Origin of the sequence: Pseudomonas sp. B21-056, assembly GCF_026016325.1 — a bacterium.
Classification (GTDB): domain Bacteria; phylum Pseudomonadota; class Gammaproteobacteria; order Pseudomonadales; family Pseudomonadaceae; genus Aquipseudomonas.
Window position 1 is genome coordinate 555,513 of sequence record NZ_CP087203.1, and the last position, 20,739, is coordinate 576,251.

Annotated in this window: 14 protein-coding genes; 12 read left to right on the forward strand and 2 right to left on the reverse strand. The window is 62.4% G+C overall.

Translation table 11 applies throughout. The features are described 5' to 3' along the window. Window positions 1–66 precede the first annotated feature (66 nt). A complete protein-coding gene (gene aceF / locus LOY67_RS02420; protein ID WP_265065788.1) occupies window positions 67–1,701 on the reverse strand; it encodes a dihydrolipoyllysine-residue acetyltransferase in 1,635 nt (544 codons plus the stop codon). A gap of 11 nt (window positions 1,702–1,712) precedes the next feature. Further along, window positions 1,713–4,358 carry a pyruvate dehydrogenase (acetyl-transferring), homodimeric type gene (gene aceE, locus LOY67_RS02425; RefSeq protein WP_265065789.1) on the reverse strand — a complete coding sequence of 882 codons (2,646 nt, stop codon included), beginning with the start codon at window positions 4,356–4,358 and terminating at the stop codon, window positions 1,713–1,715. A 382-nt stretch (window positions 4,359–4,740) separates the two neighbouring features. Between aceE and glnE the strand changes: the two genes are divergently transcribed. From glnE to LOY67_RS02485, 12 genes are all read left to right on the forward strand, one after another. Beyond that, window positions 4,741–7,677 carry a bifunctional [glutamate--ammonia ligase]-adenylyl-L-tyrosine phosphorylase/[glutamate--ammonia-ligase] adenylyltransferase gene (gene glnE / locus LOY67_RS02430; protein ID WP_265065790.1) on the forward strand — a complete coding sequence of 979 codons (2,937 nt, stop codon included), beginning with the start codon at window positions 4,741–4,743 and terminating at the stop codon, window positions 7,675–7,677. A 599-nt stretch (window positions 7,678–8,276) separates the two neighbouring features. Continuing rightward, window positions 8,277–9,311, forward strand: coding sequence for a lipopolysaccharide heptosyltransferase II (gene waaF / locus LOY67_RS02435; RefSeq protein ID WP_265065791.1), 1,035 nt, complete (start codon window positions 8,277–8,279; stop codon window positions 9,309–9,311). 1 nt (window position 9,312) lies between these two features. After that, entirely contained in the window at window positions 9,313–10,371 is a 1,059-nt protein-coding gene (gene waaC, locus LOY67_RS02440; protein ID WP_265065792.1) for a lipopolysaccharide heptosyltransferase I, read from the forward strand. Beyond that, entirely contained in the window at window positions 10,371–11,492 is a 1,122-nt protein-coding gene (locus LOY67_RS02445; protein WP_265065793.1) for a glycosyltransferase family 4 protein, read from the forward strand. Before waaC ends, LOY67_RS02445 begins: the two co-directional genes overlap by 1 nt. Then, window positions 11,492–12,298 carry a lipopolysaccharide core heptose(I) kinase RfaP gene (rfaP, locus tag LOY67_RS02450; protein ID WP_265065794.1) on the forward strand — a complete coding sequence of 269 codons (807 nt, stop codon included), beginning with the start codon at window positions 11,492–11,494 and terminating at the stop codon, window positions 12,296–12,298. The genes LOY67_RS02445 and rfaP overlap by 1 nt, the downstream gene beginning before the upstream one ends. After that, the gene (locus LOY67_RS02455) at window positions 12,298–13,032 is read left to right on the forward strand and encodes a lipopolysaccharide kinase InaA family protein (RefSeq protein WP_265065795.1); all 735 of its coding nucleotides are present in this window, start codon (window positions 12,298–12,300) and stop codon (window positions 13,030–13,032) included. The genes rfaP and LOY67_RS02455 overlap by 1 nt, the downstream gene beginning before the upstream one ends. Further along, entirely contained in the window at window positions 13,029–13,781 is a 753-nt protein-coding gene (locus LOY67_RS02460) for a lipopolysaccharide kinase InaA family protein (protein WP_265065796.1), read from the forward strand. The genes LOY67_RS02455 and LOY67_RS02460 overlap by 4 nt, the downstream gene beginning before the upstream one ends. After that, window positions 13,781–15,232 carry a lipopolysaccharide kinase InaA family protein gene (locus LOY67_RS02465; protein ID WP_265065797.1) on the forward strand — a complete coding sequence of 484 codons (1,452 nt, stop codon included), beginning with the start codon at window positions 13,781–13,783 and terminating at the stop codon, window positions 15,230–15,232. Before LOY67_RS02460 ends, LOY67_RS02465 begins: the two co-directional genes overlap by 1 nt. Window positions 15,233–15,520: 288 nt before the next feature. Beyond that, complete coding sequence (locus LOY67_RS02470) at window positions 15,521–17,278, forward strand: carbamoyltransferase (protein ID WP_265065798.1); 1,758 nt, start codon at window positions 15,521–15,523, stop codon at window positions 17,276–17,278. Continuing rightward, the gene (locus LOY67_RS02475; protein ID WP_265065799.1) at window positions 17,262–18,392 is read left to right on the forward strand and encodes a glycosyltransferase; all 1,131 of its coding nucleotides are present in this window, start codon (window positions 17,262–17,264) and stop codon (window positions 18,390–18,392) included. The genes LOY67_RS02470 and LOY67_RS02475 overlap by 17 nt, the downstream gene beginning before the upstream one ends. Continuing rightward, entirely contained in the window at window positions 18,392–19,288 is an 897-nt protein-coding gene (locus LOY67_RS02480) for an antimicrobial resistance protein Mig-14 (protein ID WP_265065800.1), read from the forward strand. The genes LOY67_RS02475 and LOY67_RS02480 overlap by 1 nt, the downstream gene beginning before the upstream one ends. A gap of 8 nt (window positions 19,289–19,296) precedes the next feature. Continuing rightward, window positions 19,297–20,700, forward strand: a complete 1,404-nt coding sequence (locus LOY67_RS02485; RefSeq protein ID WP_265067682.1) for a PIG-L deacetylase family protein — start codon at window positions 19,297–19,299, stop codon at window positions 20,698–20,700. The last annotated feature ends 39 nt before the right edge of the window (window positions 20,701–20,739 follow it).

Below are 20,739 nucleotides of genomic sequence, written 5' to 3' on the forward strand. Positions count from 1 at the left end.
AGGTACGAGCGTGGCGCTCGGAAAACAGCGGTTCGAATGGCCCTCCGTGAAGGAGGGCCGTCCGGGTTACAGCAGGATGGTGCGGATATCGCCCAGCAGGTCGCTCAGACGCTTGGTGAAGCGTGCGGCGGCGGCGCCGTTGATCACACGGTGATCGTAGGACAGCGACAGTGGCAGCATCAGCTTCGGCTGGAAGGCTTTACCGTCCCAGACCGGCTGGATAGTGGCCTTGGACACACCCAGGATCGCCACTTCCGGCGCGTTGACGATCGGCGTGAAGCCGGTGCCGCCAATATGGCCGAGGCTGGAGATCGTGAAGCAGGCGCCCTGCATGTCGTCTGCGGTGAGCTTCTTGTTCCGGGCTTTTTCGGCCAGGGCAGCCGCTTCGGCAGCCAGTTGCAGCAGGCTCTTCTGGTCGACGTTGCGGATGACCGGTACCAGCAGGCCTTCCGGGGTGTCGACGGCAAAGCCGATGTGCACGTATTTCTTGCGGATCACAGCCTTGCCGCTTGGCGCCAGGGAGCTGTTGAAGTCCGGCAGTTCCTTGAGCAGGTGCGCACAGGCCTTGAGCAACAGCGGCAGCACGGTCAGCTTCACGCCGGCCTTTTCCGCCACGGCTTTCTGCGCGACGCGGAAGGCTTCCAGCTCGGTGATGTCGGCCTGGTCGAACTGAGTCACGTGGGGAATGTTCAGCCAGCTGCGGTGCAGGCTCGACGCGCCGATCTGCATCAGGCGGGTCATGGCCACTTCTTCGGTTTCGCCGAAGCGGCTGAAGTCCACCGCCGGGATCGGCGGGATGCCCGCGCCGCCGGTGGCGCCTTCGGCCGGTGCATTCTTGGCTTTCTGCATCATGGCCTTGACGTAGGCCTGCACGTCTTCCTTCAGCACACGACCGTGTGGGCCGCTCGGGCCGACGGCGGACAGCTCGACGCCGAACTCGCGGGCCAGCTGACGTACCGCTGGGCCGGCGTGCACCTTGGCGCCGCTTGGTGCAGGTGCGGCGACCGGGGCTGGCACAGCCTCGGCCTTGGCGGCGGGCGCGGCAGCCGGAGCCGGCGCGGCTTCAGCCTTGGCAGGTGCAGCAGCAGGTGCTGGAGCGGCAGGCGCGGCGGCGCCAGCCACTTTCAGTTTCAGGATCAGGTCACCGGTGCCGACTTCGTCTTCCAGCTTGATCTCGACGCTTTCCACCACGCCGGCGGCCGGCGAAGGGATTTCCATGCTGGCCTTGTCGGATTCCAGGGTGATCAGCGACTGGTCGGCTTCGACGGTGTCGCCGACCTTGACCAGGACTTCGATGATCTTGGCCTTGCCCGACGAGCCGATGTCCGGGACATGGATGTCCTGGACAGTGGCGGCGGCAGGCGCAGCGGCCGGAGCCGGAGCAGCTGCGGCAGCCGGAGCGGCGGCAGGCTTCTCAGCGGCAGCCGGGGCAGCCGCAGGCGCTGCAGCTTCAGGCGCCGCAGCGGCGCCCTCGACTTCCAGTTCCAGCAGTTCGTCGCCTTCTTTCAGGCGATCGCCCAGCTTCACTTTCAGGCTCTTGATGACCCCGGCCTTCGGCGCAGGCACTTCCATGCTGGCCTTGTCCGATTCAAGCGTCAGGATGCTCTGGTCGGCTTCGATGCGGTCGCCGACCTTCACAAACAGTTCAATTACTTCACCTTCACCGCTGCCGATGTCAGGTACGCGAATGAGTTCGCTCACGGAAATTCTCCTCAGCAGTCCAGTGGGTTGCGTTTTTCCGGATCGATGCCGAACTTGACGATGGCCTCGGCCACCACCTTCGGTTCGATATCGCCACGGTCAGCCAGGGCTTCCAGGGCTGCCAACACAACGAACTTACGGTCGACTTCGAAGAAGTGACGCAGCTTCTTGCGGCTGTCGCTACGGCCGAAACCGTCGGTGCCCAGCACCTTGAATTCCTTGGATGGAACCCACTGGCGGATCTGCTCGGCGAACAGCTTCATGTAGTCGGTAGAAGCGATGACCGGACCTTTACGGCCGTTCAGGCACTCTTCGACGTAGCTCAGCTTCGGCTTCTGGGCCGGGTGCAGGCGGTTGCTGCGCTCGACAGCCAGGCCGTCGCGACGCAGTTCGTTGAAGCTGGTAACGCTCCAGACGTCGGCGCCGACGTTGAACTCTTCACGCAGGATCTTCGCCGCTTCACGCACTTCACGCAGGATGGTGCCGGAGCCCATCAGCTGGACGTGGTGCGCCGCTTCGCGGGTGTCTTCCTCGAGCAGGTACATGCCCTTGACGATGCCTTCCTCGACACCCGCCGGCATGGCTGGCTGCTGGTAGGACTCGTTCATCACGGTGATGTAGTAGAAGACGTCCTGTTGCTCTTCGGTCATCTTCTTCATGCCGTCCTGGATGATCACCGCCAGCTCGTAGCCGTAGGTCGGATCATAGGTGCGGCAGTTCGGGATGGTCCCGGCCAGCATGTGGCTGTGGCCGTCTTCGTGCTGCAGGCCTTCGCCGTTCAGCGTGGTCCGGCCGGCGGTACCGCCGATCAGGAAGCCACGGGTGCGGCTGTCGCCGGCGGCCCAGGCCAGGTCGCCGATACGCTGGAAGCCGAACATCGAGTAGAAGATGTAGAACGGCAGCATCGGCTGGTTGTGGCTGGAGTACGAAGTACCGGCGGCAATGAAGGAGCTCATGGCGCCCGCTTCGTTGATGCCTTCCTCGAGGATCTGGCCCTTCTTGTCTTCGCGGTAGAACATTACCTGGTCTTTATCGACTGGCTCGTAGAGCTGGCCGACGGACGAGTAGATGCCCAGTTGGCGGAACATGCCTTCCATACCGAAGGTACGGGCTTCGTCCGGGATGATCGGAACGATGCGCGAGCCGATTTCCTTGTCCTTGACCAGTTGCGCGAGGATCCGCACGAAAGCCATGGTGGTGGAGATTTCGCGGTCGCCCGAACCGTCCAGGATCGCCTTGAGGGTTTCCAGTGGCGGGGTCGGAACGCTGAAGCTCTTGGCGCGACGCTGGGGTACGAAACCGCCCAGTGCGGCACGGCGCTCGGCCAGGTAACGGGCCTCGGCGCTGCCTTCTTCAGGCTTGAAGAACGGCAGGTTTTCCAGCTCGCTGTCTTTCACCGGAATGTCGAAGCGGTCGCGGAACAGCTTCAGGCTGTCGACATCGACCTTCTTGGTGTTGTGCGCGGTGTTCTTCGCTTCGCCGGCGCCGGTGCCATAACCCTTGATGGTCTTGGCCAGGATGACGGTTGGCTGTTCCTTGTGGTTGACCGCTTCGTGGTACGCCGCGTAGACCTTGTACGGATCGTGGCCGCCACGGTTGAGTTTCCAGATCTCGTCGTCGGACAGATCGGCAACCATCGCCTTGAGTTCAGGCGTGTTGAAGAAGTGCTCGCGGACGAACGCGCCGTCCTTGGCCTTGTAGTTCTGGTATTCGCCGTCGATGACTTCGTCCATGCGACGTTGCAGGATACCGTCGACGTCCTTGGCCAGCAGTGGGTCCCAGAAACGGCCCCAGATGACCTTGTTGACGTTCCACTGGGCGCCACGGAACACGCCTTCGAGTTCCTGGATGATCTTGCCGTTGCCGCGAACCGGGCCGTCGAGGCGCTGCAGGTTGCAGTTGATGACGAAGATCAGGTTGTCCAGCTTCTCGCGGCCGGCCAGGGAGATCGCACCCAGGGATTCCGGCTCGTCGCACTCGCCGTCACCCATGAAGCACCAGACTTTCTGCTTGCCTGGCTGGATGAAGCCGCGGGCTTCCAGGTACTTCATGAAGCGCGCCTGGTAGATCGCCTGGATCGGGCCCAGACCCATGGAAACGGTCGGGAACTGCCAGAAATCTGGCATCAGCCAAGGGTGCGGGTACGAGGACAGGCCGTTGCCGTCCACTTCCTGGCGGAAGTTGTTCATCTGGTCTTCGGAGATACGACCTTCCATGAACGCACGGGCGTAGACGCCTGGCGATGCGTGACCCTGGAAGTAGATCAGGTCGCCGCCGTGTTCGTCGGTCGGGGCCTGGAAGAAGTAGTTGAAGCCGATGTCATACAGCGTCGCGCTGGAGGCGAAGCTGGAGATGTGACCGCCCAGGTCAGAATCTTTCAGGTTGGTGCGCATGACCATGGCCAACGCGTTCCAACGTACCAGCGAGCGAATGCGGCGTTCCATGAACAGGTCGCCAGGCATGCGTGCTTCGTGGGTAACGGGGATCGTGTTGCGGTACGGCGTGGTGATGGCGTAGGGCAGTTGCGAACCGCTGCGGGTCGCGAGTTCGCCCATACGGGTCATCAGATAATGAGCACGGTCTTCGCCTTCTTTGTCGAGAACCGATTCCAGGGCGTCCAGCCATTCCTGGGTTTCGACGGGATCGAGGTCTTGCATGGCTTGCTCCAGGGCGGAAAGGCTACCAGAATCGGTTGCCTGAGTTTGCGACTGGCCTTGTGGGCAGACGGTATAAATTCTTGGATTGCCGAAGGTTGTTTCGGCGGCGTGTAGTTTTACTACAAATCGTCGGCTGTTTCAGCCTTTCGGATGTATAGACGAGTAGTAAAACTACACATGAAAGGCTTTTGGCCCCTCGTTTCGTTGTGAGAATAATCGTTACTGTTGGTCTTTTGCTAACTCGAACAGGTAAAAACTTGATGTCGGCTGCCAATAAAATCAGATTTTCAGCTATTTATCATCTTTGTTCGACAGTCAATCAGGTAGTGGCTTTTGAAAAAACACTACATCCAGCCTTTCCCGCGCCGATCAAGGATAGACCATGAGCCTGCCCCTGCTTGCCGAAATGCCGGCAATTTTCCAGTCATTGGTCAGCCGTGCCGAGCAGTCGTTCCGTGCGGCGGTTGCCTTGCTGGGCGACGACCTTGGACTGTCCACCTGGACGCCTGAACGCTGGAAGGAGTTCCATCGCGTCGCGGCCGCCAGTGATTTTGTCATCGAGCAGAGCGTCCGCGAGCCGTCGATGCTACTGGAACTGGTGCGCAGTGGCGAACTGGACCGCAGCCTGGCCGCCGGCGAAATGTGCGCGCAGATCGGCGCGGCCGTGCAGGCCGCCGAGAGTGAGGATGAGCTGGGACGTGTGCTGCGTCGCCAGCGTACCCGCCAGCAGGTGCGGATCATCTGGCGCGACCTGAACCGCAAGGCAGACCTCGTCCAGACCTGCCGCGATCTCTCGGACATGGCCGATACCTGCATCGACCAGGCCTATCAATGGCTGTACCAGCGTCTCTGCCTGCAATTCGGCACGCCCACCGGCCGGCGCAGCGGCACCGCGCAGCATATGGTCATCCTGGGCATGGGCAAGCTTGGCGCGGTGGAGCTGAACCTGTCGTCGGACATCGACCTGATCTTCGCCTACCCCGAGGGCGGCGAAACCGTCGGCGTGAAGCGGCCGCTGGATAACCAGGAGTTCTTCATCCGCGTTGGCCAGCGGCTGATCAAGGCCCTGGACCCGATGACCGTCGACGGCTTTGTGTTTCGCGTCGACATGCGCCTGCGTCCCTACGGCTCGGCCGGTGCGCTGGTGTTGAGCTTCAACGCCCTGGAGCAGTATTACCAGGATCAGGGGCGTGATTGGGAACGCTACGCGATGATCAAGGCGCGGGTGGTGGCAGGCGATCAGGTGGCCGGCGCGCAACTGCTCGACATGCTGCGCCCGTTCGTTTATCGCCGGTATCTGGATTTTTCCGCCATCGAAGCGCTGCGCACCATGAAGCAGCTGATCCAGCAGGAAGTGCGGCGCAAGGGCATGGCCGACAACATCAAGCTGGGGTCGGGCGGTATCCGTGAAGTGGAGTTCATTGCCCAGGCTTTCCAGCTGATTCACGGCGGGCGCGACCTGAGTCTGCAACAGCGGCCCCTGCTGAAAGTACTGGGCACCCTGGAAGGCCAAGGTTATCTGCCTGCCAAAGTGATCGACGAGTTGCGCCAGGGCTATGAATTCCTGCGTTATACCGAGCACGCGATCCAGGCCATTGCCGACCGCCAGACCCAGATGCTGCCGGACAGTCCCCAGGATCAGGCGCGCATCGCATTCATGCTGGGCTTTGCCGACTGGGCGGCGTTCCATGAGCAGTTGATGTATTGGCGTGGACGCGTGGCCTGGCATTTCGGCCAGGTCATCGCTGATCCGGATGAAGAGGGCAGCCAGAGTGAAGTGGTGGTAGGTGGCGAATGGTTGCCGTTGTGGGAGGACAGCCAGGATGAAGAAGCCGCGTGCCGCCAGTTGGAGGAAGGTGGTTTCGTCGATGCGCCCAAAGCGCTGAAAGCCCTGGCTGTCCTGCGCAGCAGCCCGCAGTTGCGCGCGATGCAGCGCCTGGGACGCGAGCGTCTGGATGCGTTCATTCCGCGCCTGCTGGCCCAGGCGGTAGAGCACGCCGATCCAGACCTGGTGCTTGAGCGGGTACTGCCCTTGGTGGAGGCGGTGGCTCGTCGTTCGGCCTATCTGGTGCTGCTCACGGAAAACCCCGGCGCCCTGCGGCGCTTGCTGACGCTGTGCGCGGCGAGCCCGTGGATCGCCGAGCAGATCACCCGTTTCCCCTTGCTGCTGGATGAATTGCTCAATGAAGGCCGTCTGTTCAAGCCGCCCCTGGCACCGGAGCTGGCGGCGGAGTTGCGCGAACGCCTGACACGGATTCCCGAGGATGACCTCGAGCAGCAGATGGAAGCCCTGCGGCATTTCAAACTGGCGCACCGGCTGCGGGTGGCGGCGTCGGAAATCGCCGGCAGCCTGCCGCTGATGAAGGTCAGCGACTACCTGACCTGGCTGGCCGAGGCGATTCTCGAACAAGTCCTGGCCCTGGCCTGGCGCCAGACGGCGGCCAAGCATGGCGTACCGTTGCGCACTGACGGCAGCCTGTGCGATCCCGGCTTCATTATTGTCGGTTACGGGAAAGTCGGCGGCCTGGAATTGGGGCATGGTTCCGACCTGGACCTGGTGTTCATCCACGACGGCGACCCCCAGGCGGAAACCGACGGGCCGAAACCCATCGACGGTGCCCAGTTTTTCACCCGGCTCGGCCAGCGGATCATCCACTTGCTGACGGCCCAGACCAACTCCGGACAGTTGTATGAAGTGGACATGCGCCTGCGGCCGTCGGGGGCATCGGGGTTGCTGGTCAGTTCCCTTGGGGCATTTGCCCGTTATCAGGAGAATGAAGCCTGGACCTGGGAGCATCAGGCGCTAGTGCGGGCCCGGGTGCTGGTGGGCAGCCAGGATGTGGGCCAGGCCTTCGAGAAAGTCCGCGCCCAGGTGCTGGGGCGCAAGCGTGACCTGCCGACGCTGCGCCAGGAGGTCAGCGAGATGCGGGCCAAGATGCGCGACAACCTTGGTAGCAAGGGCACCGCCGCCGGGACTGCGCCCAACGCTTTCGAGGCCACGGCGCCCTTCGATCTCAAGCAGGATGCCGGAGGTATCGTCGATATTGAATTTATGGTGCAATACGCGGCCCTGGCGTGGTCCGAGGAACACCCGTCGCTGGCGCGCTACACCGATAACATCCGCATTCTGGAGGGGTTGCAAGAGGTTGGCCTGATGCCGCCCGAAGACGCCACCCTGCTGCGCGAGGCCTATAAGGCCTACCGCTCCGCCGCCCACCGCCAGGCCTTGCAGAAAGAGGCCGGGGTGATCACCGGCGACCAGTTTGTGAATGAGCGCCGAGAGGTGCTGCGGATCTGGCGTGAGCTGGGATTGAGTTGAGTATTGAATGTGGGAGCGAACCTGCTCGCGAAAGCGGAGTGTCAGGCGACATTGATGTTGAATGTGCCGGCCTCATCGCGAGCAGGCTCGCTCCCACAATGGATTTGTGGTGTTTGAGGCACTTGGGGTAGATGAGGGCCCCCTGTGGGAGCGGGCTTGCCCGCGAAAGCTGAGTGTCAGGCGACATTGATGTTGAATGTGCCGGCCTCATCGCGAGCAGGCTCGCTCCCACAATGGATTTGTGGTGTTTGAGGCACTTGGGGTAGATGAAGACCCCTGTGGGAGCGAGCCTGCTCGCGAAAGCAGCGTGTCAGGCGGCATTGATGTTGAATGTGCCGGCCTCATCGCGAGCAGGCTCGCTCCCACAATGGATTTGTGGTGTTTGAGGCACTTGGGGTAGATGAGACCCCCTGTGGGAGCGAGCCTGCTCGCGAAAGCGGAGTGTCAGGCGACATTGATGTTGGATGTGCCGGCCTCATCGCGAGCAGGCTCGCTCCCACAGGGGGAGAGTGTTTTGAAGGCAAAAGGCAACGACCTGGGCCACAGTGATTCTCGAGGCGGGGAGGCGTAGGCCTCCCCGTATCGTTTTTGGAAAGCACATGAATATTCTGATCGTTGGGCCCAGTTGGGTCGGTGACATGGTGATGGCGCAGACACTGTTCCAGTGTCTCAAGCAGCGCCACCCGCAATGCGAAATCGACGTCCTGGCCCCGGAATGGAGCCGGCCGATCCTGGAGCGTATGCCGCAAGTACGCAAGGCCTTGAGCTTTCCGCTCGGTCACGGTGTGCTGGAGCTGGCGACCCGTCGACGCATCGGCAAGTCCCTGGCCGGTCAATATGACCAGGCAATCCTGCTGCCCAACTCGTTGAAGTCGACGCTGGTGCCGTTCTTCGCCGGTATTCCCAAGCGTACCGGCTGGCGCGGCGAGTTCCGCTATGGCTTGCTCAACGACGTGCGCACGCTGGACAAAGAGCGCTATCCGCTGATGATCGAGCGTTTCATGGCCCTGGCCTACGCGCCGGGTGCCGAGTTGCCCAAGCCCTACCCACGCCCCGACCTACGGATCGACCCGGTGACCCGCGAAACGGCGCTGGCCAAGTTCGGCCTGAGCCTGGACCGCCCGGTGTTGGCATTGTGCCCCGGTGCCGAGTTCGGCGAGTCCAAGCGCTGGCCGGCGGATCATTACGCCCAGGTGGCCGAAGCCAAGATCCGTGAAGGCTGGCAAGTCTGGCTCTTCGGTTCGAAAAACGATCACTCGGTGGGTGAAGACATCCGCTCGCGGCTGATCCCGGGCCTGCGGGAAGAGTCGGTAAACCTCAGTGGCGACACTTCCCTGGCGGAGGCCATCGACCTGTTGTCCTGCGCCGACTCGGTGGTGTCCAACGATTCCGGGCTGATGCACGTGGCCGCTGCCCTGAACCGTCCGTTGGTGGCGGTCTACGGCTCCACCTCGCCGGGCTTTACGCCGCCATTGGCCGACAAGGTCGAAGTCGTGCGCCTGGGCATCGAATGCAGCCCGTGCTTCGACCGTACCTGCCGCTTCGGTCATTACAATTGCCTGCGCCAGCTCATGCCGTCGTCGGTGAACGATGCCCTGGCACGTTTGCAGGGCACCCCCGTGGAGGTCCAGTAACTTGCGGGTATTGCTGATCAAGACCTCGTCGTTGGGCGATGTGGTCCACACGCTGCCGGCGCTGACCGACGCGGCGCGGGCGATTCCCGGCATCCGTTTCGATTGGGTGGTGGAGGAAGGTTTCGCCGAGATTCCGACCTGGCACCCGGCCGTGGGCAAAGTCATCCCGGTGGCGATCCGTCGCTGGCGCAAGAACCTCTGGCAGACTATCAAGAGCGGCGAGTGGCGCCGTTTCAAGCAAGGCATGCGTGCCGAAAAGTATGACCTGGTGATCGATGCCCAGGGTCTGCTGAAAAGCGCCTGGCTGACCCGCTACGTCAAGGCCCCGGTGGCTGGCCTGGATAAGAACTCGGCCCGTGAACCCCTGGCTGCACGTTTCTATTCCCGTCGCCTGGCGGTGGCACGCGGTCAGCATGCGGTAGAGCGCGTGCGACAACTGTTCGCCGTGGCGCTGGGCTATGACTTGCCCCAGAGCCTGGGCAACTACGGCCTGAGCGTCGATCGTCTGGTGGAACTGCCGCGCGCGTACCCTTATGTGGTGTTCCTGCATGGCACGACCTGGGAATCCAAGCACTGGCCGGAGTTGTACTGGCGCCAGCTCACCGAGCGCATGGGCCAGTTCGGCGTGGTGGTGAAGTTGCCGTGGGGTAACCCGCTGGAAAAGGCCCGGGCCGAACGGATCGCCAAAGGGCTGCGCAATGCCTTGGTATTGCCGAAACTGAACCTGGGTGGGATGGGCAAGGTGCTGGCCGGTGCCCAGGCCTGTGTGGCGGTAGACACCGGCCTCGGTCATTTGGCCGCCGCCCTGGATGTGCCGACCATCTCGCTGCTCGGCCCTACCAACCCGGTGCTGACTGGCGCCTATGGCAAGGGCCAGATCCATCTCGCCAGCGATTTCCCCTGTGCGCCCTGCATGCAGAAACAATGTACCTATCCGCCGACCGCCGAAGACGCACGTCGGTTTGACCTGAAACGCGAGCAGCCCTTGTGCTTTACGCGACTGAACCCCGAGCGTGTTGCCAGCCACCTGAGCACGTTATTGGCTGAGGAGCCGCGCTGATGCAATTGGCTTTTGTCCTTTATAAATATTTTCCCTTTGGCGGCCTGCAGCGTGACTTCATGCGCATCGCCCTGGAGTGCCAGCGGCGTGGTCATGAGATCCGTGTCTACACGTTGATCTGGGAAGGTGACGTGCCACCGGGTTTTGAAGTGCTGGTGGCGCCGGTCAAGGCGCTGTTCAACCACCGTCGCAACGAGAAACTCAGTGCGTGGATGGAAGCCGACCTGGCCAAGCGCCCGGTGGACCGCCTGATCGGCTTCAACAAGATGCCTGGCCTGGATGTGTATTACGCCGCCGACGGCTGTTTCGAAGACAAGGCGCAGAACCTGCGCAACTCCCTGTATCGGCGCTGGGGTCGCTACCGGCATTTCGCCGAGTACGAGCGGGCGGTGTTCGCCAGGGACGCCAAGACTGACGTGCTGATGATCTCCGAAGTCCAGCAGCCATTGTTCATCAAGCATTACGGCACGCCGCTGGAGCGCTTCCACCTGTTGCCGCCGGGTATCGCCCAGGACCGCCGCCGTCCCGCCGATGCCGACGCGATCCGTGCCGCGTTCCGTGCCGAGTTCGAGCTGGCCGATGACGATCTGTTGTTGGTACAGATCGGATCCGGGTTCAAGACCAAGGGCGTGGATCGCAGCCTCAAGGCCCTCGCCGCGCTGCCCGCCGAACTGAAAAAACGTACCCGGCTGTTTGTAATCGGCCAGGACGACCCCAAGGTATTCCAATTGCAGAGTGCCGCGTTGGGGCTCGGCGACAATGTACGGTTCCTCAAGGGACGCAGCGATATCCCGCGCTTCCTCCTGGGTGCCGACCTGTTGATCCATCCGGCGTACAACGAGAACACCGGCACCGTGCTGCTCGAGGCACTGGTGGCCGGCTTGCCGGTACTGGTCAGCGCGGTGTGCGGGTATGCCCATTACATCGCCGAGGCCGACAGTGGGCTGGTGCTGGACGAGCCGTTCGAACAGGCGCAGCTCACCGAGTATCTGCAGCGGATGCTGGGTGATGCCGGCGCGCGGGCGGCCTGGAGCCGCAATGGTCTGGCCTTCGCCGAAACGGCCGACCTCTACAGCATGCCGCAGCACGCGGCCGATGTGATATTGGCGGAGCACCCGTAATGAAATTGATGCTGGCCGAACCGTTCAAGAGCCTTTGGGCCGGGCGCGATGCGTTCGCCGAAGTCGAGGCGCTCAAGGGCGAGGTCTATCGCGAACTGGAAGCCCGGCGCACCTTGCGCACGGAGGTGGACGGGCGCGGCTTTTTCGTGAAGATCCACCGTGGCATCGGTTGGGGCGAGATCCTCAAGAACCTGGTCACCGCCAAGCTGCCGGTACTCGGCGCGGGACAGGAATGGAAGGCCATCCAGCGCTTGCAGGAAGTCGGTGTGCCGACCATGACCGCCGTCGCGTATGGCGAAAAGGGCCAGAATCCGGCGGACCAGCATTCCTTCATCGTCACCGAAGAGCTGGCGCCGACCATCAGTCTTGAAGACTTCAGCATCGACTGGGTCAGGCATCCACCGCAACCGACACTCAAGCGGGCCCTGATCGCCGAAGTGGCGCGCATGACCGGGATGATGCACCGTGCCGGGGTCAACCATCGCGACTGCTACATCTGTCATTTCCTGTTGCACACCGACAAGCCGGTGACCCCGCAGGACTTCAAGCTCTCGGTGATCGACCTGCACCGCGCCCAGACCCGTCCGACCATCACCACCCGCTGGCGCAACAAGGACCTGGCGGCGCTGTATTTCTCGGCGCTGGATATCGGCCTGACCCGTCGCGACAAGCTGCGCTTTTTAAAGGGCTACTTTCAGCAACCGCTGCGCCAGATCCTCGCGCAAGAGGCAGCGTTGCTGAGCTGGCTCGAAGGCAAGGCCAACAAGCTCTACGCCCGCAAACAGCGTTACGGGGATGCGCTCTGATGTCGGGTTGGAAACTGGAACCGGCCTACGCCGAGCTGGCGCAGGATTTCGGCAGCCTCGACGCGGTGTTTGCCTTGCAAGGGGAGCGCTTGACCCGTGACCCGCTGTCGGAGGTGATCCGCGTACAGCGCAATGGTGTCAATTATTACGTCAAGCGTTACGTCGGGGCCGGCAAGGGTTTGCGTCGTTACCTGGGCAGGCCGCGGGTCAAGTCCGAATGGCAGAACCTCAAGCGCTTTGCCAAGTGGGGCATCCCCACGGCCGAGATCGTGGCATGGGGTCTGGAGCGTCACGGCGCGGCCTATGCCCGGGGAGCGATGATCACCCGCGAACTGCCCCACACCGAAGACCTCTCGGCCCTGGCCGACCGTCATGACTCGCGGTTGGCCGATCGCGCCTGGGTCGATGGCGTGAGCCAGCAACTGGCAGGCTATACGCGGACCATGCACCAGCATCGCTTCACCCATAACGATCTGAAGTGGCGCAATCTGCTGATCGACGACCAATCGCGGTTGTTCCTCATTGATTGCCCGAACGGTGATTTCTGGCGTGGCTTCTGGCTCAAGTACCGAATCACCAAGGATCTGGCATGTCTGGATAAAGTCGCCAAGTATCACTTGTCGGCCACCCAGCGCCTGCGCTTCTACCTGCAGTACCGACAGCGCGACCGACTCGATGCGTACGACAAGAAACGCATCCGTCACGTGCTGAGATTTTTCGAGGGGCGTGAATGACTGATTTCCTGGCCGCTGAAGACCGTGCGCTGTTGCAGCGTCATGGCCTGGACAGCTTCGAAGCCTTGTGGGCGCGGCAACTGGAGGCCGTGGACGAACCCAACACCTCCGGCGAGGGCTGGAGCAGCGTGTTCCGGCTGGATCTGGAAGGACGGGGTTTCTACCTCAAGCGTCAGAGCAATTACCTGACACGTACGCTGTCGCACCCGTTCGGCGAGCCGAGTTTTTCCCGGGAGTTTCGCAACATCAGCCGTTATCGCCAGTTGGGGATTCCGGCCTTGCAGGCAGTGTTCTACGGCCAGCGCAAGGTGGATGGCGAAGTGCGGGCAATCCTGCTGACCCGGGCCCTGGACGGCTGGAACGACCTGGATTCGCTGTTGCAGGACTGGCCGGCGCTGACGACAGTGCAACGTTCGACCATCTTGAAAGCCTGCGGTCAGTTGGCGCGGCGCCTGCACGGCATGCGTCAGGTTCATGGTTGCTTTTACCCCAAGCACATCTTTCTGCAAGCGACTGCCGATGGCTATCAGGCGCAGTTGATCGACCTGGAGAAGACCCGCCCGCTGCTGTTCGGTCAGCGCGACAGGGTCAAGGATCTTGAGCCTTTGCTGCGTCGTGCGTCCGTCTGGAGTGACAACGATGTGCGTCAACTGCTGTCTGTGTATCTGGACCAGCCGCTCGAGGGTGCGCTGGTTGACGGCTGGATGACCCGCCTGACCGCCCGGCGCAGCCACAAGGAAGCCCATTGATGCATTTGTCCGAGTTGAAAAGCGCCGGCCGCAGCCCCGGTCTGCCCCTGAGTCTGGAACTGGCAGACGCTGCCGGGCCTGCGCGGTTGCAACTGCTTTCGCTGCTGCGAGTATTGCCGGGGCAGCGTTATGTCGGCGCCGGCGTCTGGCGCGGCCGGCCGGTGCTGGCCAAGCTGCTGGTGGGCAGCAGGGCCGCACGGCATTTTCAGCGTGAACGCCAAGGCGTGCATCTGTTGGCCGAACAAGGGCTGACCACGCCAGCGCTATTGGCCGATGGCCTGAAAGAAGGTGAGGGCGGCTGGCTGCTGTTCGAGTTGCTTGAAGGTGCCGAGAGTCTGGGAGATGCCTGGAAACAGGTCGAACACCTGCCCCTGCTGGCCGACGAGCAGACGGCGGTGTTGGCCGAGGCCCTGGGAGCCATTGCCCAATTGCATGGCAAAGGTTTATGGCAGGAAGACCTGCACCTGGACAACCTGCTGCGCCACGACGGCAAACTCTATTTGATCGACGGTGCCGGCATCCGTGCCGAGACACCCGGGAAGCCGCTGTCGCGACAGAAAGTGCTGGAAAACCTCGGGGTGTTTTTCGCCCAGTTGCCCAAGTCCATCGAGCCGTTCAACGAAGAGTTGCTGGTGTATTATCTGCTGGGCAATGCCGAGCACGCGCTGCCCATGGAAGCGCTGCAAAAGCAGATCGACAAGGTGCACGCCTGGCGTCTGAAGGACTTCATGGAAAAGGTCGGGCGCGAATGCAGCCTGTTCAGTGTGCAAAATGGGCCGTTCGGCCTGCGGGCAATCCGTCGCGATGAAGAGGTCGCCATGACGCCGGTGCTGGCGCAGGCCGATGCCTTGCTTGACCGGGGCCATTTGTACAAGACCGGTGGTGCGGCGAGTGTCGGCAAGGTCGATGCCAGTGGCCGCACCTTGGTCATCAAGCGTTACAACATCAAGAACTTCGCCCATTGGCTCAAGCGCTTCTGGCGCCCCAGCCGTGCCTGGCACTCCTGGCGCGAAGGTCATCGCCTGATGTTTCTTGGTATCGCCACGCCCAAGCCCCTGGCGTTGCTGGAAAAGCGTTGCCTGTGGTTGCGTCGTGGTGCCTACCTGGTGACCGAGCATCTGTCTGGACCGGACATCATCGAGCGCTTTGCCCCTTACGTGGAAAGCGGCGAGGCGCCCGAATCGGAATTATTGGCTTTGGACCGATTGTTCGCCGACCTGATCCGCGAACGCATCAGCCACGGCGACTTCAAGGGCCACAACCTGTTCTGGCAGCAGGACCGCTGGGCACTGATCGATCTGGACTCCATGTGTCAGCACCGCACCCACGCCAGCTTCGCCCCAGCCTACGCCCGGGATCGGGCGCGGTTCATGCGCAACTGGCCTGAGGGCAGTGCGTTGTATCGGGTGATTGATCAGCGATTGCCCAAGGATACTTCCGGCGAGTCCTGAATCGGGCCTGCGGCCCTATCGCGAGCAGGCTCGCTCCCACAATGGGTCGGCAGCGTACTCAATCCAGTGTGGGAGCGAGCCTGCTCGCGAAGACGGCGTGCCAGGCACCTGGGCGTTCAGGGCCTGCCCAGGTTTACAGGCACCAAACCGCCCACCACTCACCGCTAGAGGCTTACCGCCGCTTTTACGCTATAATCCCGCCCTTTAGCTGCCCCACGCCCCAGCGAGCGGCACATTCATTTTTTGCGGCGCTTGTCGCCCGTATGCAGACATAAGAGGCTAGACCCTGTGGCATTGACGATTCTTGGCCTGTCCGGCGCCCTTAGCCATGATCCTTCCGCAGCGCTGTACATAGACGGCAAGCTGATCGCGGCGGCCGAGGAAGAGCGCTTCGTACGCGATAAACATGCAAAGAACCGCATGCCCTATGAGTCGGCGAAGTTCTGCCTGGAACAGGCCGGCATCAAGCCATCCGACGTCGATGTGGTGGCGATCCCGTTCGCCCCGATCAGCCTGTTCGGCGAAGCGCGCTGGCACTACGCCAAGCGCTACTGGTACGCCCCGGACCGCGCCCTCGACGCGATCCTGATGGGTAACCGTCGCTACAAGCGCTATCGCCGCAAGATCGTCTGGTGCCTGGAGCAACTGGGCTTCGATCCGAAAAAGATCAAGATCGAGCCGGTCGAGCACCACCTGGCCCATGCTTCCAGCGCCTACCACTGCTCGGGTTTCCAGGAAAAAACCGCGATCCTGGGCATTGACGGCAAGGGCGAGTACGCCACGACCTTCTTCGGTTATGGCGAAAACGGCAAGATCCACAAGATCAAGGAATTCTACGATCCGGATTCTTTGGGCGGCCTGTACGGCGCGATCACCGAGTTCCTCGGCTTTGAAATGCTCGACGGTGAATTCAAGGTCATGGGCATGGCGCCTTACGGCGATGCCAGCAAATATGATTTCTCCCGCCTGGCTTCGTTCGAGAACGGCCAGTTGGTGATCAATACCGAATACGCCAACGTGATCGGCCTGCGTCGTTATAAAGAGAAGGGCAAGGGCTTCTACTTCTCGCCGAAACTGATCGAATGGCTCGGCCCGAAACGCGAAGGCGACATCGCCGACGAGCCGTACATCCACTACGCGGCCAGCATGCAAGCGCTGTTCGAGAAGCTCGCGCTGCAGATGATCGACCACTACCTGGGCGACGTGCTCAAGGAAACCGGCAAGCTGGCTTTCGCCGGCGGTTGCGCGTTGAACGTCAAGCTGAACCAGAAGATCATCGCCCGTGACGACGTCAAGGAGCTGTTCGTGCAGCCGGCTTCCGGCGACGCCGGTACTGCGGTGGGCGCGGCGGCGTATGTCTCCCATGCCCGTGGCGTGCCCGTGGAGAAGATGGAACACGTCTACCTCGGCCCGGCCTACAGCAACGAAGACGTGATCGCCGCGTGTGCCCGTCATCCGAGCAAACCGGTATGGCGCAAGATCGACAACACCCCCGAGCGCATTGCCAAAATCATGGTCGACGGCAACCCGGTGGCCTGGTTCCAGGGCCGCATGGAGTTCGGCCCGCGGGCCCTGGGCGGGCGTTCGATCATCGGTTGCCCGAGCGCCAGCGGCGTCGCGGATCGCATCAACGAGCAGATCAAGTTCCGCGAGCGCTGGAGGCCTTTCTGCCCGTCGATGCTCGACACCGTCGCGCCGCAGATGATCAAGGTCGATCATCCCGCACCCTTCATGACCTTCACCTTCGAAGTGGCCGAAGAATGGAAAACCCGCGTGCCGGAAGTCGTCCATGAAGACGGTACTTCCCGGGCCCAGGTGCTCAAGCGTGAATACAACCCGCGCTACTACGACATGATGAAGGCCCTGGAAGTCCTGACCGGCAACGGTGTGTCCCTGAACACCTCGCTCAACCGCCGTGGCGAGCCGATGATCTGCTCGCCGACTGACGCGCTGAACATGTTCTATGGCTCCGACCTGCAGTACCTGATCATGGAAGACATTCTGGTGGTCAAAGACGGCGTGGACGCTTATGACACGCTCGGCTGAGCGACATGTGCTGCAGTTCTGCCACGGTTATGACGGGCCGTTCCTCGACTGCGCCCGTCAATACGCCAGCCTGTTCGCGGGCACCGGCTATCGCGTGACCACGGTGTTTCTTACCGGGGCCGCCGATGCCGAGGTCGCTGCCGGTTGCGCCTCGGACGAAGTGCTGTTCATGGAGTACAGCTCCAGTGCCGTGAGAGGCCTGAAGCTAGGTGCCATTGGCGATCTGCGCAAGATCGCTGCTTCGCGCAATTTCAGCTTCTGCATCGCCCACCGTTTCAAGCCTATCTATATCGCTCTGCTCGGCACCGGGCTGCCGGTGATTGGCGTGCACCATGCCTTTGGGGATTACCAGCGGCGTACTCGCCGGCTGTTCGCCCATGTCTTTCGCAAGCGCCTGAGCCTGCTCGGGGTCTCCGATGCGGTGCGTGACGACATGCGCCGCTGCCTGCCGAATTGGCCAGCGGGCCGGATCCAGACCCTCTACAACCGCATCGACCTGGAGGCCGCGCGGGCTGGCCTGGTGTCGCGGGAGGAGGCGCGGCACGTCCTGGGATTGGATGCGCACGCCTGGATCGTCGGCAACGTCGGCCGCCTGCATCCGGACAAGGATCAGGCCACGTTGTTGCGAGGTTTTGCCGCGGCACTGGCGTATCTGCCCGGCCACAGTCAGTTGGCCATCCTCGGCAAGGGGCGCCTGGAACAGGACCTGCGGGAGCTGGCCCTGGAGCTGGGCATCGCCGACCGTGTGCTGTTGCTCGGCCAGGTGCCTGAGGCGCGCCGTTACTTCCGGGCTTTCGACGTGTTTGCCCTGAGTTCCGATCACGAGCCGTTCGGCATGGTGTTGCTCGAAGCCATGGCCGCCGGCGTGCCATTGCTGGCCACGGCCTGTGGCGGGGCGAAGGAAGTGGTCGAAGGTGTAGGCATTCTGTTTCCGCTGGGCGACGCCGAACACCTGGCCCAGGGGCTGCAACACCTGGCAGCCATGGACGATTTGCAGCGTCGCCAATGCGCCGAGCTGATGCTTGACCGCCTGCGTGAACGCTTCTCGGATCGCGCGGTACGCGAGGCATTCTGGCGTTTGCCCCAAGTCACCGAACCGGCGCCGAGGGCCTGATGCTCAATCGATTTCAAGGCTGGCGCGAGCGCGGCTGGACGGTCATCGATGCGTCCACCTATGCCCAGGCCTGGCAGCGCTTTGGTGGCAGTGTGGCGACCCATCCCCTGGTGGTCGAGCGCCTGGCGGCCCTGGCCGGCATTCCCGTGCGTTACCTGGCATACGAACATCAGGGTGAGTTGAAGGCGGCAATTCCCACCTGGGGGCGGGATCTGGCGCTGTCCAAGGATGTGCTCAAGCGCCGCGGCAAGAAAGGCTTGTTCGACCTGGGCAATGCCGAACTGATCCTGCCGGCGGCGCCCGACACCCAGGCACCATTGCGCCATCGCGGGCGTTACCTGTCGGCCCTCAACGAAGGGCGTTTCAGTGGCCTGAAAGTGCAGCCAGAACAACTGGCCATGGCACGTACGCCGGAAGAGCTTTCCAAAAAATTTCGCTACAACCAGCGCCGTGAATTGCGTTTGCTGGAAGAGGCCGGTGGCGTGGTGCGCTCGGTCGATGAGTTGTCCAGCGCGCAGTTGGCCTCGATCTACTGCGACCTGTTCCTGCGCCGTTGGGGGTTTGCGGCGACCGGCGCCGAGCGCATGGGCGAGGTGATCGAGCTGCTGCGCGAACTGATGATCGGTTCGGTGATTTTCCTCAACGATGCACCGATTGCCATTCAACTGGTGTATCGGGTCGAAGCGCCGGAGTGGATCAGCGTCGAGTACATCAACGGCGGCGTGGACCCGCAAACCCGCGAATTCAGCCCCGGCAGCGTGCTGAGCTTCCTCAACACCCAAAGCGCCTGGGAGCATGCCCGCGCCGCCGGCAAGCCGTTGCGTTTTTCGTTCGGCCGCACGGACCGGGAATACAAGGACCGCTGGTGCAACCCTGTGCCGGTGTTTACCGTATGAATCCGCCCATTAGCCGCAAACAGCAACTGCTCAAGCGCCATCGGCGCAACAAGCGCGTGGGGCTGGTAGTGGCGCTGGTTGTGCTGGTCTTGCTGGGGGTATTGGTTGCCTGGTGGTTGCCGTTGGTGCTGGCGGTATTGGGTTGGGTCGCGCATGAAGCCTGGTTCGCCGATCACCTGTTCTATTCGCCCAAGGACGATTACCAGTACAGCTTCCCGCCATTCACCCAGCAACCGAAAGTGCATTTGAATGCCGGGCGGCTGCGTCTGGACGAGGGTGTGATGCTGGACGATGGTGCGACACTGATCCTGGCGGTGCGGGTCAAGAGCACTTGGCTGGGGCGCTTCATCGACCCGGTGATCGAGTTATCGGGTGGTGAGCATTCGGATCGACAGGTTTTCGAGCGCGGGGCCAATGGCTTGCGCTACCTCAACCTCAGCGAGCAGGGGAGCACACTGTCCCGTGGCGAGTTGCGTCTGCACGGGCGTTTTTGCCGTTTGCTGGGAGAGCCGACCTTGTGGTCTTTCCCGGCAGAGGATGTGCAGCGTCAGCGGGTGATGGTCATTGCACCTCACGCCGATGATGCGGAGCTGGCGGCGTTCGGGTTGTACAGCCAGGCCGATGAAGCCTGGATCGTGACGTTGACCGCCGGCGAAATCGAGGCCGAACACTATCAGCAGATGGGGCTGGATCGCGTCGAAGCTGCACGGCTCAAGGGTCGCCTGCGCGCCTGGGACAGCATCGCCGTGCCGCGCTGGGCCGGGGTGCCCGAAAGTCATTGTGTGCAACTGGGCTACTTCTGCCTGCAGTTGGCGGCCATGCAGGCCGCGCCGGGTCAGCCCCAAGGTTCGTGCGAGGCGGATTTGAGCGATACCCGGCTGTTCCGTCGGTTGAACCCGTTTACCTTGCCCGGCGATGCCGACGGTGCGCCGACCTGGAACAATCTGCTGGCAGACCTGCGCGAGTTGATCCTGAAGGCGCGCCCGGAAGTCATCGTGTTACCGCACCCGGTTCTTGATCCGCACCCCGATCATCTTTGCGCACACGATGCCATCATACAGGCTCTCGAAGGCTTGGAATGGCAACCCAAGACGCTGTTGGGCTATGCCAATCATCTCCATGACAATGACCGTTGGCCCATGGGCAATACGGGCGCGGGCATTGCGTTGCCGCCGTATTTCGACCCGGCCCGGCCGATGTGTCCCATCAGCCTACCGTTGGGGCTGGCCGTTCAACATGACAAAGCTATGGCGCTGGGCATGATGCATGATCTGCAACCGCCTGTGCCGTTCAAGCGTCGCCTGCGTCGTGGTATCCAGCGGCTGCTGGCCGGGCGTAGGGGCTCTGCGTATGGCGAGAATGAATTTTTTCGCAAGGCTGTACGCCGCCATGAACTGTTTTGGCGGCTGTAAGGGCTCAAGACCCTAACTATTTATCCAGGCGTTGGTGCT